The following is a 13890-nucleotide window of genomic DNA, read 5'->3' as shown; positions in this document are numbered from 1 at the left end:
ATTATGTTCGGCAGGCTCAAAGACTGGAGGCGCGTGGCAACCCGCTACGACAGGTGTCCCAAGGTCTTCCTCTCGGCCATCGCGCTCGCAGCCGTCGTCATATACTGGTTATGAATCCTGACCCTAGATGGTTCGGGAGAACTATTGGATAGCCAAGTAAAACTGATAGCACACAAGGCGGTCGCAGCAACTAGTGCAACGCGTTGGATTGAGTACGGTAAAGCTCATCGGGAACATTTGGCAGTCGCACAAATTGTCGTCGAGATGTTTAGCAGTGACACTCCTCCATACCTCAATCTGAGTGGCTTGCTCTCGCACATCCCTTATCTGCGTGACTTGCTCGAAGAAGAAGTTTTTGTCGATGCACTGGCGAAATATGCTCCCAGGATGAAGGTCCCCGAGATCAAAAAGTTAACGCTTGATGACATACCCCGTGATTTTATATCCCTTTCACATGCCACGGGTGGTCTGTGGAAAACGCTGCATGAACACCTTGACGACCTTCTAGGAGCTGTCGAACAACAAGCTTGGCAGGGGCACATTGAGGAGATGGATCACACCGCAGTCATGCTCCTAGAGAAATTGGATGCCTCGGGCTGCCAGCTCGATGCAGGCGTTTTCAGAAAGCCATTCGTCAACGCAGTGAAACGCGTATTGTCCGGCGAGTGCGAAATTGAGGCTGCCGATGGCGCCCTGGATACCCTTTTGCTCGCGCTCGACAAAAGCTACCATGAGGATGTTTGGCGATCTCTGCGCGAAGGAATCTCCAACGTTTCAGCGACATCTTTGGCACATGCGATGGTTCTATGCCCCAAACTGATCTCGAACGTCGCACAACGCGGGGATCGAATAATGCAGGCTGAGAAAGACAACGTTCTGCGACATATTCTTGTTCCTGCGCTGGAAGGAAGACACAGTGATGCACTTCGTATTTTCGTTGGTATGGGTTACTCGAAGCTCAAAGACTTCCAGAACGCTGCCCAAGACAGCACGACGGCTATGGTTGAGGGCGCGTGGAAGAGCTTTTCAGACTCAGACGTGGATAGAAACCTCACGCGCGAACTAAGCGAAGCCTTATTCGGAAAGCGAAAGGCGAAGTCAATTTTGGACCCAAGCTTTTGGCTTCCGTTTTCAAAATGAACAGCTGCTCCAACGTCCGCTTTACGTTGCTCGATCAAACAGTTTTGCATGTGCAGCGAATTCACACGTCCTGCCCTTTGTGACGTTTTCATCTTTGAGGCATGCTGAGGGATCCATGAATCTAGGGCGTAAGCCCTTGCCCCGGCACTCATAGCCCAAGGGCCATTAAAACACTATATAGCTCTCACGCTATATTGACAAACTATCGTCCTTGAGCTATCAAAATGCCATGGATACCCTGCCCGCATACCCCATCCGAAGCCTGCGCCAAGCCGGGGCCGTGCTAAAGGCGCGGCGCACGGCACGGAAGATCAGCCAGAAGCAGCTTGGCGAGATGACGGGAACGGCTCAATCCACCATTTCCGACATCGAGAACGGCGTCGTTTCTGTCAGCCTTGACGTCTATCTGCGCCTCTTGGAAGCCCTCGGTGCGGAACTGTCCGCGACGGATCGCATAGCTGAGTCGGGGCAGCCCTGAGATGGCTCGTATCGCCCGAGCGGGCCGCCGCACACGCCAAAGCAAGACCGCCGTCTGGTACGAAAGGGCGCGGGTGGGCACGCTGACCCGCGCAACCGATGGTGCCATAGCTTTCATCTATGATCCTGACTGGCTCGCCTCCGAGGCCGCTTTTCCGGTTGCCAGTGCCCTGCCGCTGACCAAGCTCAAATGGCAGGGCGATCCGGTTGTCGCCGCTTTCGACAACCTCCTCCCCGATGCCGAAGGCGAACTGCGCGAAAAGATCGCCGCGCGCGTAGGCGCACAGGGCAAGGATGTGTTCTCTCTGCTGTCCGTGCTGGGGCGCGACTGTGTCGGCGCGCTGCAATTCCTGCCTGTGGACGAGGCCCCGTTTGAACAGGACATGCAGTATCGCGTCATTTCGGAAGAGGAGATGGTCGCTGACTTGAAGAACCTCGCCACAGCACCCCTCGCCCTGGGTGAAGACGAGGATTTCCGGATTTCCATCGCCGGCGCGCAGGAGAAGACGGCCTACCTGCGGATCGACGGACAGTGGGCCAAGCCGCGGGGCATCACGCCGACCAGCCATATCTTCAAGACGCCCATGGGCCTCATTCCCGGCCCCGAGCAGATCGACCTGAGCGACAGCGTCGAGAACGAGTTATTCTGCATGACCTTGGCACGCGAAATCAACCTTCCCGTTGCGCATGTCGAGAAGCTTACCCTTCCCGGACAGGTCGTGCTCTCGGTCGAGCGTTTCGACCGCATCTGGCAGGGCGACACCCTGAAACGCCTGCCGCAAGAAGATATCTGCCAGTCGCTGGGCTACCCTTCTGCCATGAAATACCAGATGCTGGGCGGCCCCGGCGTCGCGCAGATCATGGAGCTTTTGCGGGAGTCCGACACGCCCATCGAGGACCGGGAGACGTTATTCCGGGCGCAGATCTTCTTCTTCCTGATCGGGGCCTCGGACGGGCATGCCAAGAACTTCAGCCTGCGTCTGGGCCGTCGGGCGAGGTTCACGCTCGCGCCCCTCTATGACATTCTGAGCGTCGCCCCGGTCGTCCGCGCCGGACGCTTGCAGCGCAAGCGCTACCGCCTCGCCATGTCGATCGATGGCCATTACGGCATCGACGAGATCGTGCCGCGCCATTTCGAGGCCGAGGGGCGCGCGGCGGGTCTGCCCAAGGGCCGTGCTTTGGAGTTGTTGCAGGAGATGGCGGATCGGCTGGGCCCCGCGCTGGAGCGCACGCTTCTGGCGGTAGGCGATCAGGTCCCGGCGACCGTCAGCGAGCCGATCGCAAGCGATGCGATGCAGCGGGCGGCGCAGATGCGGGACCTGCTTTAGGGTTCCGGTGCTTTTGCGGTTAACCCCTCCAGCGCCTTGTCGACCTCGCGTGTCTTCGCGGCCAGTTGTGCCTCCCACAGGATGCGGAACTCTTCGGCGAATTCGACCAATCCCCCGGCGAAGGCGCGGATCGTGGTCATGTCGTCATCGGTGAAGGGCAGCGCGCGGCCGCGCAGTTTGGCCTCGTTCAGCTTGCGGGCGATGTGGTTGACCGCAGCGCCTTCGGTGGCGACCTGCGCGCCCCAGGCTTGCAGATGGTCCAGTACAACCTGATCCACCGGGCACAGCAGGATGTCAGCCGCCCCCATAAGGCGGCGCAAGGCGGCAGGTTGGTCGGTGATGCCGCGACGAGCCAGCGCGGCCTGAAACCCCGCCAGCTGGCGCGTGCTCAGGCGGGTGCTGATTGTTCTGGTCAGTGCAGGTCGCGCGCCTTTGGCCCGGCTCAGCGTGTTGTAGATCGTCCGAGTCGAGACGCCGAAACGGCGGGCCAGAGCGGTGGCTGGTGTGCCCTCGGCGCGGGCCTCGATGATCTGGCGGCGTTCGTCGTCGGTCAGTTTGTAATGGTGGCGCATGTGAAGTTTACGTTCCTATTTCTTGCCAACTTCCTCCAAGCCCCCCGCCTCCCAGCGTCAGCGGAGGCGGATCGGGGGCTTGGAGTCCGTTTCGGTGGGTTTGCTGCGCCGGACGGGGTGCAGGAGACGCGGGGCGGGAAACGCGATGCGCGCAGCACGACGCACAAGACGCGATGCAGAGAACACGACGCAGGGAACTCGGGACACGGCGCACGGAACGGTGAGCGCGATGCACGGGACGCGATGCGCGGCACATTCTGCGGAAAACGCGGCTCTCATCCTGCTAGCCCTGCCGCGCGCAGCTGGCCGTCGGTCACGAGCCCAGCCGCCAGCAGCGCCGTCACCTGCGGCGCGGTGATGTGTTTGCACATCGGGTTGCGGTCGCGCACCCATGCAGCCAGCCGTGCGTGGTGGTCGGCGGTAAGGGTGGTCTGCGCCCGCTGTTCCTCGGCCAACGTATCGAGGAACCGCTGCCAGCGGCGGTCAGCGAACCAGTTGTCCGAGAAACAGACCTTGGACCTCGTGAAGCCCTCGCTCTCGGCGGCGTAGGCCTTCACGGCGCGCAGCAGGTGGTCGGGGTCAACGCCCTCTTTCACGGCCTCTGCGATCCGGGCCAGACATGCAGCCTTCCCGCGCTGGCGGTCCTTCGGATAGGCCGCCCAGATCTTCTCAAACCTTTCATCCTCAACCGCCGCCGCCTCCGCACGCTTGCGCGTAGGCGGTTTATGGATGGTTTTAGGGTGGTTTGGGGTCCACCGTGGACCCCGTACCCCGTCCATGGTGGACCCCGTACCGGGTTCAGGCTGGACGGGGTCCACTGTGGACCCCGTCCCTTCATCGGGTTCCGCCATCGATTCCAACGCCATTACGCGAGCCAGAACGATGCGGTGAATTACCGTGAAACCGTTCTTGCAGGGGCGGCGTCCGGTCTCGATCAGAATACCCTCTTTCAGGAAATCGCTGATCGTCCGCTTCACGGTACTTTCGCCAAGCTCTGTGTGCCGTTGGATCGTGCCTTTGGAGCACCAGATACCCGAGCCGTCATCGCTCGCCTTGTCGGCCAGGAACATGATGATCTGTTTGCGCGCGGCGCTGCCGAAGCGGCGTTCGGCGCATTCGTTTGCAACGCGCCAGCTCATTGCCGCGCCCCACGAGGGCCTAAACGGGCCTCAACTTGTACAGGTTTTGTACAGAAATCCTGTCTGCCGCCCCAGATTTCCCCGGGAATCAAACGGGCGTTTCTGCAGCGGCATCTGCAAGCCCCTGACAAAAAGCCATATTTTATTGGGTTTTCTGGTGACCCCGGCAGGATTCGAACCTGCAACCTGCCCCTTAGGAGGGGGCTGCTCTATCCAGTTGAGCCACGGGGCCGTCCAAGTTGCTTGTGCCAAGCCGGGCGCATGGGTGCAAGTGGTGTCTTGGCGCGCGCATTGCAGGGCGCTAACATGCAACTTCCCTCGTTTGCACAGGATCACGCGTTTGCCCCCATATCTGCCCCCTCAAGCCGCCCGTCCCCTGACCTTGCGCGATGTCTCCGAGGCCAGTGGCGTCAGCGAAATGACCGTCAGCCGTGTCTTGCGCAACCGCGATGATGTTTCGCCTGCAACGCGCGACAAGGTGCTCGCTGCGGCCAAAAAGCTGGGCTATGTGCCCAACAAGATCGCGGGGGCGTTGGCCTCGCAGCGGGTGAACCTTGTCGGAGTCATCATCCCGTCGCTTGCGAATATGGTCTTTCCCGAAGTTCTGCGCGGCATTTCGTCAGGGCTGGAAGACACCGGGCTGCAACCTGTTTTCGGCGCGACCGATTACCAGGCAGAGCGCGAGGAGAACGTGATCTACGAAATGCTCTCTTGGCGGCCCTCTGGCGTGATTGTGGCAGGGCTGGAACATACCGACGCTGCGCGCGCCATGCTGGCCAATGCCGGTATTCCCATTGTCGAGATAATGGATATCGACGGCGAGGCGATTGATTCGGTGGTCGGCATCTCGCATCGCCGCGCCGGGCGTGACATGGCGCAAGCCATCTTGCAGGCCGGTTACCGACGAATCGGGTTCCTTGGCACCAAGGTTCCCGACGATTTCCGCGCGCGCAAACGTCTGGAAGGCTTCACAGAGGCATTGGCCGAGGCCGGGCTGTCCCTGGCCGATACCGAGGATTACGCGGGCGGGTCGTCCTTGGCCAAGGGCCGCGAGATGACAGAAGCTATGTTGAAGCGCACGCCGGACCTGGATTTTCTGTATTACTCCAATGACATGATCGGGGCAGGGGGGCTGCTTCACTGTCTGGATCAGGGCTTGGATGTGCCCGGCACGCTTGGGCTAGCGGGGTTCAACGGGCTGGAATTGCTGGACGGGCTGCGCCTTAAGCTGGCCACCACCGATGCCAACCGCCGCGCGATCGGGCTGCGCGCCGCTCAGATCGTTGCGGGCAAACCCACGGACGGTTTGATCGGATCGCAGCGCATCGAGCTCGACCCGATCCTTGACCTCGGCGACACCATTCGCCGCCCGGCATAGACCGAAACCATCCTGATCCTCCGCAATGTCACGGGGCTGTCGCTTTTCTGGGCTAACCCAGACACTGCGACATCTGGTGCGCGCTAATCGCTTGTCAGATCGTTTGCCCCAGATATAGTGACTGAAAGGTCATGTTCTGCGCAGCATGACGCAGGCCCCGACGGGGCGCGCATCGCCCCAGGGGCCGCCAGTGGAAGGGTGGCACCCATGGATGGTGATTTCAGGACAGAATTTGTCCGCGAACCGGTGGCGTTGAAGCAGTTTCCTGCGCTTGTCTTGAATGCCGATTACCGGCCTTTGTCGTATTATCCGCTGTCGCTGTGGCCATGGCAGGACGCGATCAAGGCCGTGTTTCTGGACCGGGTCGATATTCTGGCGCATTACGACGAGGTGGTGCGCAGCCAGCGGATGGAAATTCAGGTGCCATCGGTTGTGGTGCTGCGCGAATTCGTCAAACCGCGCAAACGCGTGGCGTTCACCCGCTTCAACCTGTTCCTGCGTGATGAATTTGCCTGCCAGTATTGTGGATCGCGCCATGATCTGACCTTTGACCATGTCGTGCCGCGCAAATTGGGGGGCGTGACAAGCTGGGAAAACGTGGTTGCGGCCTGCGCGCCTTGTAATTTGCGCAAAGGCTCGAAGACGCTGCGCTTGTCGGGGATGAAGCTGCGCCAGACCCCGCGCCGCCCGGATGCAGAGCTGTTGCGCAATCTGGGACGCAGGTTTCCGCCGAACCACCTGCATGAAAGCTGGCTGGATTACCTGTATTGGGACACTGAACTTGACGCATAACCCTCTGCGCGCCGATGCTGGCACTGGACAGGCCCGGCTTTGACGGGATAAAGCGTTGCTAGCGCTAACATCGCGGAGGTTGTGACATGGTCGCACGCGTTATTCCGGTCGATTGTTTCGATCTGGTCATATTCGGGGCAACGGGCGATCTGGCCCGGCGCAAGATCTTGCCGGGGCTGTATCGGCGCTGGAAAGAAGGGCAGATCCCCGAGGGTAGCCAGATCGTGGGTGCAGCGCGCAGCGATCTGGATGCCGATGGGTTCCGTGAACTGGTGCGTGCGGCGCTGGAAGAATTCTTGCCCAAGGCAGAGTTGCTGCCCGAAACCGTCGCCAGTTTCCTGGGCATGTTGGGATATGTGACGATCGACGCGCGCGGCGATGCGGGCTGGCCGGAACTGGCTGGCTTCATGCGCGCCGGCATGGTTCGGGCCTTTTACTTCTCTGTCGCGCCGGCCTTGTTCGGCGATCTGGCCCAGCGGTTGAAGGAACGCGGCATTGCCGACCGTGATAGCCGAATCGTGGTGGAAAAGCCCTTCGGCAAAAACCTGTCCACCGCGCGGAGGCTGAATGAAAGCCTTGCCAGCTATTTCCATGAAGATCAGATTTACCGGATCGATCACTATTTGGGCAAAGAAACGGTCCAGAACCTGATGGCGGTGCGCTTTGCCAATATCCTGTTCGAACCCTTGTGGAACGCGCAATACATTGACCATGTGCAGATCACGGTTGCCGAAACCGTGGGCGTGGGCGGCCGTGGCGAATATTATGACACCTCTGGCGCGATCCGCGACATGGTGCAGAACCACATGATGCAGCTTTTGTGCCTGATCGCCATGGAACCGCCGAATTGCTTCGAGCCGGACGCCATGCGCGACGAAAAGCTGAAGGTGATCCGCGCGCTGGACCCGCTGGCACCGGCAGAGGTGGTGCGCGGGCAATATCGCGGCAAGGATGGTGACGATTACCTGACAGAGGCCGGAAACCCCGACAGCCGGACCGAGAGTTTCGTGGCCATGAAGCTGCATGTCTCGAACTGGCGCTGGAAGGGCACGCCGTTTTACCTGCGCACCGGCAAGCGCCTGCGCGCGCGCACGTCCGAGATTTCTGTAACCTTCAAGGAACCGCCGCATTCTATTTTCGGCGAAAGCAATCAGTGGCGCGCGAATATGCTGGTGATCCGTCTGCAACCCGATGAGGGCATGGATCTGCGCGTGATGATTAAGGAACCGGGACCGGGCGGGATGCGCCTGAAAGACGTGGCCCTTGATATGAGCTTTGCCGAGGCGCTGGGCGACGATCTGGACATTCCCGATGCTTATGAGCGGCTGATTATGGATGTGATCCGGGGCAATCAGACGCTTTTCATGCGTGGCGACGAGGTGGAAGCCGCCTGGGGCTGGGTTGACCCGGTTCTGGAGATGATGGACGAACGTGGTGATGTGCCCGAACCCTATGAGCCGGGATCAACCGGGCCGGAAGGTTCTATGATGCTGATGCACCGCGATGGGCGCCGCTGGCGGGAGATCAAGTGATGGAATTCCACGAATACCCAGACCGCGATATGATGATGCTGCGGGTCGCGCAGCGGATCGCATCGGAACTTGGCGAAACGTTGCGCGGGGCTGACCGCGCGACGCTTTCAGTGCCGGGAGGGACCACGCCGGGGCCGGTTTTCGACACGTTGTCGGGTGCCGATCTGGATTGGTCCCGCGTTGCCGTGCTGTTGAACGACGAACGCTGGGTGCCGGAAGATAACCCGCGCTCGAATACCGCGCTGCTGCGTCGTCGCCTGCTGACCGGACGTGCGGCTGACGCCACGCTGGTGCCGCTTTATGCCCGCGCACCCCGGCCAGAGGAGGCGCTGGATGCGCTGTCGGACGGTATTCGTCCGCATTTGCCGATATCGGTGCTGCTATTGGGCATGGGCGCGGATATGCACACGGCAAGCCTGTTTCCCGGTGCCGACAAACTGGCACAGGCCATGGCGAGCGATGCGCCGCCTTTGATGGCGCTCCGGGCCGAGGCGGCGGGCGAGCCACGCATCACGCTGACGCTGCCGGTGCTGCGCGCGGCGCTGCGGGTGCATGTGTTGATAACCGGCACCGAGAAGCGCGCGGCGCTGGAGCGCGCGCGAAAGCTGCCGCCGGAACAGGCCCCGATTGCCGCGATGCTGGATTATGCGCAGGTGCATTGGGCCGAATAGTGCCTATAAAGGCGGGCGCTTTGCGCCCGTTTTGAGTATTTGGGGCAAGATGAAATCAGGCGAGGGACGAACACAATGAGCACATGGAACGATCTGGCCAAGCACCAGCGCGCCAGCGACACGCGGCATATGCTGGAGCTGTTCGAGGGCGATCCGGATCGGGCGCAGAAGTTCAGCATTCGTGCAGGCGAAATGCTGCTGGATTATTCCAAGACGAATATTGATGCCAAATGCCGTGAGCTGTTGGTGGGGCTTGCTGATGCGCAGGGTTTGGCCGAAAAGCGCGACGCCATGTTTACGGGTGAGACGATCAACGAGACCGAGGGGCGCGCAGTGCTGCATATCGCGCAGCGCGCCGACGAGGCGGCGGTGATCGAGGTCGATGGCGCGGATGTCATGCCGGCGCTGCGCGAAACGCGCGCGCGGGCCTATGCTTTTGCCGAGGCGGTGCGCTCTGGCGCATATCAGGGGCAGGGCGGGCGGATTACCGATGTGGTTAATATCGGGATTGGCGGGTCGGACCTTGGCCCGGCCATGGCCACGCTGGCGCTGGAGCCGTTCCATGACGGGCCACGGCTGCACTATGTTTCGAACGTGGACGGCGCGCATATTGGCGACACGCTGGAACGGCTGGACCCGGCCACGACGCTGGTGATCGTGGCATCAAAAACATTCACCACCATAGAGACGATGACCAATGCCGAGACCGCGCGCGCGTGGATGGCCGAAAAGGTCACGGACCCCGCCGCGCAATTCGCCGCCGTGTCTACCGCCGCCGACAAGACCGCCGCATTCGGCATTGCGTCTGAGCGGGTGTTCGGCTTTGCCGATTGGGTCGGCGGGCGGTATTCCATGTGGGGGCCGATTGGGCTGGGCCTGATGATCGCGATTGGCGCAGTCCGGTTCGAGCGTTTCCTGGCGGGCGCGCGCGCGATGGACGCGCATTTCGTCGAAGCGCCCTTTGCCGCAAACATGCCGGTGATGCTGGCGCTGGTCGGCATTTGGCATAACCAGATTTGCGGCCATGCCACCCGTGCGGTGCTGCCTTACGATCAGCGACTGTCGCGGCTGCCCGCCTATCTGCAACAGTTGGAGATGGAGAGTAACGGCAAGCGCGTGGGCATGGATGGCGAAGACCTTGGTCGTCATTCCGGCCCGGTCGTCTGGGGCGAGCCGGGCACGAATGGCCAACACGCATTTTACCAGTTGATCCATCAGGGCACACGGGTGGTCCCGTGCGAATTTTTGCTGGCCGCCCAAGGGCATGAGCCTGATCTGGCGCATCAGCACCGGCTATTGGCCGCGAATTGTCTGGCGCAGGCAGAAGCCTTGATGAAAGGCCGCAGCCTTGAGCAAGCGCGCACCATCATGGCGACCAAAGGGCTGGAGGGGGCGGAACTGGACCGTCAGGCGCGCCACCGGGTGTTCCCCGGCAACCGCCCTTCGACCATGTTGCTTTACCCCAAGCTGACGCCCTTTACGCTGGGGCAGATCGTGGCCTTGTATGAGCACCGCGTCTTCGTGGAAGGCGTGATTTTGGGGATCAATTCTTTCGACCAATGGGGGGTTGAACTTGGCAAGGAGTTGGCCACCGCGCTGGGGCCTGTTCTGGACGGCGCAGAGGCGTCTGACAAGGACGGATCCACCCAAGCGCTGGTTGGCTATCTGCGCGCGAAGGGCGTCTGAGAGGAGGCCCCGGCTTAAAGCCGGGGCGCGACCCGCTTAATACCGGACAATCGTTTCGAAATCCTGAAGCGGAGTGCCGGGGGCAAGCAAGTCGTCCAGCCCGAGTGTGACTGTCGCGGTTTTACCATCGTCTGACATGGTGCCGGTCGTGCTTTCAATGCTGTCCCCGCTCACCGAAAAACCGATCGACAGCCCTGCCATCATTTGCCGCGCCATGGCCATGGCTTGCGGGTCGCTGGCCATATCTTCCATCTGGCCAGACAGGGCAGACAGCGGCAGCAACGCGCGCACGCGGTTGCTGTCCAGATGGACAAGCTGGGCCTGCATGTCCTGCGGGCCGTCCGCGCCGCCATCATCCATGATTTCTGCGAAGCTGCCCGTCTTGTCGATCTGGCAGCGGGCATGGGTGTCGGTCAGAACGAAGGTGCCGCCATCTTCGGCATCGCAGAAGGACGCATCTTGTCCCGACATCTCATACATCTGGCGTTGTATCTGCATGTAGCCGGTGACGCGGGCTTCGTCCTCGCCCAAGATCTCGACATTCATGTCGACCTCTATGCAGGCGGTGAGGGCTAGGATCGCGGGCAGTGTCAGGAAGATGGCGCGCATGGAATGGCCTCCGGGGTCAATGTCTGTTGCCAGCATAGGGTGAAAGCAGGCGCGGTGACGAGTCCGTTTTTTGCCAGTCACACCGTTAGCGGGTCGATCAGCCCCGGCCCGTTTGCACGGTTGGAGTTGATTGCGGGTCCGACGCGGTGCAAAGACAAGCTGTTTTCGGGGGCAGGGCGCATCAGCGGCGCGGCCCCCGGCCCGGCTTCGCCCAGCCATTTGGGCCAATCCTGCGGCGCAAGGATAACCGGCATCCGGTGATGGACATGCGCCAGCGTGGTATTGGCCGCACAGGTCACGATGGCACAGGTGGCACGCTTGGTTTCCGCGTGTTGCCAGACTTGCCAAACCCCGGCAAAGGCCAGCGGCCCGCCCTGCGACGGGTAGATATACCATGGCAGGCGCGCGCCCTTTGCATCTTTGGTCCATTCAAAGAACCCCGAAGCCGGGATCAGGCAGCGCCGCGACCGCACCGCTTTTGCGAAGGCCGGCTTGTGCGCGATGGTTTCGGCGCGGGCGTTTATCAGAAGCGGGCCATCGGTTTCGGAGCCATACCAATGCGGCACGAACCCCCAGCGCATAGGCCCGGCATGGCGTTGGCCGCCCCGGCTGAGAATGGTCAGAACCGGTTGTGTCGGGCAGATATTCTGGCCATGCGCCGTGGCGCTGTCATTGGCCAGTCGCGCGTCAAACAAGCGCGCGACCGCGTCATCGGGTTGGGTCAGGGCAAAACGTCCGCACATGGCGGCAGCTTATCACGATGCGGGCGCGGTCTGAACCGGCTTGCGGCGGCTATACATCAACCCGCCGATTATGATGACAAGCGCCAGAATGAAGCGGCCGGGCAAGTCTTCGGACAGGATGACAACGCCAAGGATTACAGACCAGACTGGCACATGGTAATTGACCTGCGACAGAAAGCTTGGCCCCGCGCTGCGGATGATCCCGACCAGAATAAGCGTTGCAAGACCCGTGGGCAGCAGGCCGAGGTAAATCAATGCCCCCCACGCGACCGGAGCCGGGTTTGCAGGCACGCCCTCGACCATCAGCGCCAGCGGCACCATGACAAGGCTGGCAATGCCAAGCGCCATCACCCCGAACGCGACAGGATGCACCTGTGGGCAACGCCGTGTCACGATCGCCCCCACGGCATAGCTGAGCGAGGCGGCAAGGCACCCAAACCGCGCCAGGCTTTCCAGCGCCGAGCCTGTCGTGGTCAGCACCCCCGGACCGATCAGCACCGCCACGCCAACAAGCCCGATGGCGAAGCCCATGGCCTTGGCCCGCGTCAACCGCTCGCCCGGCACGAAGGCATGCGCCAAACCGATCACGAAAAGCGGGATCGCGGCCATGGTGATGCCCGCAAAGCCAGATGTAACATGCTGTTGCGACCAGCCCAACAGGAAGAATGGCAGCGCGTTCGACAAGATGGCCATGGCGGCGGTAAAGGCCCAGATCACCGGATCGCGCGGCAGGGGAATGCGAGCAATCAACGCCACAGCCCCCAGAGTGACCGCGCCAAGGGCAATCCGCCCCGCCGCAATGCTGACCGGGCCGAAGCCATCAAGCGCCAGTGCCACACCCAGAAACGAAGCGCCCCAGATCAGGCCCAGCGCATAAAGGCCGATCCAGTTGCCAAGGGTCGGAGCGGTAGGCATGGGGCAGTATCCTTGGGTCTATGCTTCACATGTGCAGGGATGCCTGCGCATAACCCGCTTGTCCAGCCAAAACCCGCGCAACACATCTTGCACCGGCTGCGCAGTCGCGCTAGCACCGCGCAGACGGATGGGTGGCCGAGTGGTTTAAGGCTCTGGTCTTGAAAACCAGCGTAGGTGAAAGCCTACCGTGGGTTCGAATCCCACCCCATCCGCCACTTGCCCTCGCGAAAGCGTTCTCCCGATCCGGCTACGGCCGGATTTTCTTGTTGTTTTCGGGGGTTATGCGGGTTCGGCTGTTCACCGAGCTCTGTACCAGGAGGCCCCCAAGCGGTCTCTCAGGCCGATATTCTCTGGACCTGTTGCCTGCGCCAATTTGGTGTTCAGCTTATATTACTTTGATTTCAAAGTAGAAAAAACAAGATCGAAAGTTCACTTCGATCCCAGTTCCATTCGACCAATTGCGGCTGGTGTCGAACCATCTTTCAAGTATCAAAAGGGATGGTTGCTTTTTATTCCAGCGCATACTGGTGTCCCCGGGCGTGGTGTAATTCTTGCGTTAGCACGGGCTAAGTGGAACCTTGCGTAGCTCAGGCGAAGCCCGTGTTAGTTGCCAGGCGGCCATGGACGTTCTCCGGTACCGATTGGGTTGCAGACCTGACCTACCGATCGAGGAGATAACCCAAGACCAAGGATAGGTAATCTCCCCATTTTTAACAGGGTGCATCCGTAGAATTTACGCGGCCATTTTCAATTTCATGGCGGGTGTGATGCCGCCGATGCTCATGTTGGGACGGTCGTTGTTGTAAGTCCATAGCCATTTCGTGGCTTGATCCTGTGCCTCCTCGATGCTTTCGATGATGTATTGGTCCAGCCATTCATGCCGAACCGTCCGGTTGTAGCGCTCGACA

The 13890-nt window shown here is 61.1% G+C and carries 14 protein-coding genes, 2 tRNA genes and 1 pseudogene; 10 read left to right on the top strand and 7 right to left on the bottom strand.

The features are described 5' to 3' along the window. The 4 genes and pseudogenes from M3N55_RS16035 to M3N55_RS16020 form a co-directional block, all read left to right on the top strand. Positions 1-114, top strand: a pseudogene (locus M3N55_RS16035) (IS5/IS1182 family transposase); the annotation flags it as partial. A 30-nt stretch (positions 115-144) separates the two neighbouring features. Next, positions 145-1140: a hypothetical protein gene (locus M3N55_RS16030; RefSeq protein WP_249060880.1), complete on the top strand. Its 996-nt coding sequence runs from the start codon at positions 145-147 to the stop codon at positions 1138-1140. 229 nt (positions 1141-1369) lie between these two features. Beyond that, positions 1370-1618 (top strand): helix-turn-helix domain-containing protein, encoded by a 249-nt coding sequence (locus M3N55_RS16025; protein ID WP_249060879.1) that lies wholly within the window; start codon positions 1370-1372, stop codon positions 1616-1618. A 1-nt stretch (position 1619) separates the two neighbouring features. After that, positions 1620-2945: a type II toxin-antitoxin system HipA family toxin gene (locus M3N55_RS16020; RefSeq protein WP_249060878.1), complete on the top strand. Its 1326-nt coding sequence runs from the start codon at positions 1620-1622 to the stop codon at positions 2943-2945. Here the strand turns inward: M3N55_RS16020 and M3N55_RS16015 are convergent. The 3 genes from M3N55_RS16015 to M3N55_RS16005 form a co-directional block, all read right to left on the bottom strand. After that, complete coding sequence (locus M3N55_RS16015; protein WP_249060877.1) at positions 2942-3517, bottom strand: helix-turn-helix domain-containing protein; 576 nt, start codon at positions 3515-3517, stop codon at positions 2942-2944. The genes M3N55_RS16020 and M3N55_RS16015 overlap by 4 nt on opposite strands. A 275-nt stretch (positions 3518-3792) precedes the next feature. Next, positions 3793-4656 carry a hypothetical protein gene (locus M3N55_RS16010; protein ID WP_249060876.1) on the bottom strand — a complete coding sequence of 288 codons (864 nt, stop codon included), beginning with the start codon at positions 4654-4656 and terminating at the stop codon, positions 3793-3795. Between the two features lie 155 nt (positions 4657-4811). Next, positions 4812-4888: transfer RNA gene (locus tag M3N55_RS16005), tRNA-Arg, on the bottom strand. Between the two features lie 108 nt (positions 4889-4996). On the opposite strand from M3N55_RS16005, the gene M3N55_RS16000 reads away from it, so the two are divergent. The 5 genes from M3N55_RS16000 (at position 4997) to pgi (ending at position 10715) form a co-directional block, all read left to right on the top strand. After that, positions 4997-6034, top strand: a complete 1038-nt coding sequence (locus M3N55_RS16000; protein WP_249060875.1) for a LacI family DNA-binding transcriptional regulator — start codon at positions 4997-4999, stop codon at positions 6032-6034. Between the two features lie 207 nt (positions 6035-6241). Beyond that, the gene (locus tag M3N55_RS15995) at positions 6242-6826 is read left to right on the top strand and encodes an HNH endonuclease (RefSeq protein WP_249060874.1); all 585 of its coding nucleotides are present in this window, start codon (positions 6242-6244) and stop codon (positions 6824-6826) included. 86 nt (positions 6827-6912) lie between these two features. Next, positions 6913-8358: a glucose-6-phosphate dehydrogenase gene (gene zwf, locus M3N55_RS15990; RefSeq protein ID WP_249060873.1), complete on the top strand. Its 1446-nt coding sequence runs from the start codon at positions 6913-6915 to the stop codon at positions 8356-8358. Next, positions 8358-9029, top strand: coding sequence for a 6-phosphogluconolactonase (pgl, locus tag M3N55_RS15985; protein ID WP_249060872.1), 672 nt, complete (start codon positions 8358-8360; stop codon positions 9027-9029). Before zwf ends, pgl begins: the two co-directional genes overlap by 1 nt. Before the next feature lie 75 nt (positions 9030-9104). Further along, complete coding sequence (gene pgi, locus M3N55_RS15980) at positions 9105-10715, top strand: glucose-6-phosphate isomerase (protein WP_249060871.1); 1611 nt, start codon at positions 9105-9107, stop codon at positions 10713-10715. A gap of 36 nt (positions 10716-10751) precedes the next feature. Here the strand turns inward: pgi and M3N55_RS15975 are convergent, their stop codons facing one another. The 3 genes from M3N55_RS15975 to M3N55_RS15965 form a co-directional block, all read right to left on the bottom strand. Next, positions 10752-11324 (bottom strand): hypothetical protein, encoded by a 573-nt coding sequence (locus M3N55_RS15975; protein ID WP_249060870.1) that lies wholly within the window; start codon positions 11322-11324, stop codon positions 10752-10754. Between the two features lie 77 nt (positions 11325-11401). Further along, positions 11402-12067, bottom strand: coding sequence for an SOS response-associated peptidase (locus M3N55_RS15970; protein WP_249060869.1), 666 nt, complete (start codon positions 12065-12067; stop codon positions 11402-11404). 12 nt (positions 12068-12079) lie between these two features. Further along, positions 12080-12982, bottom strand: coding sequence for a DMT family transporter (locus tag M3N55_RS15965; protein WP_249060868.1), 903 nt, complete (start codon positions 12980-12982; stop codon positions 12080-12082). A gap of 125 nt (positions 12983-13107) precedes the next feature. Here M3N55_RS15965 and M3N55_RS15960 point away from each other — a divergent pair. After that, positions 13108-13197: transfer RNA gene (locus tag M3N55_RS15960), tRNA-Ser, on the top strand. A 518-nt stretch (positions 13198-13715) separates the two neighbouring features. Here M3N55_RS15960 and M3N55_RS15955 read toward each other — a convergent pair. Further along, positions 13716-13890: transposase (locus M3N55_RS15955; RefSeq protein WP_249060881.1), on the bottom strand; the 175-nt coding region annotated here is incomplete at its 5' end.

It is taken from the genome of Roseinatronobacter domitianus, from assembly GCF_023336755.1.
Taxonomy (GTDB): domain Bacteria; phylum Pseudomonadota; class Alphaproteobacteria; order Rhodobacterales; family Rhodobacteraceae; genus Roseinatronobacter; species Roseinatronobacter domitianus.
This window is presented reverse-complemented; position numbering and strand designations above follow the sequence as displayed.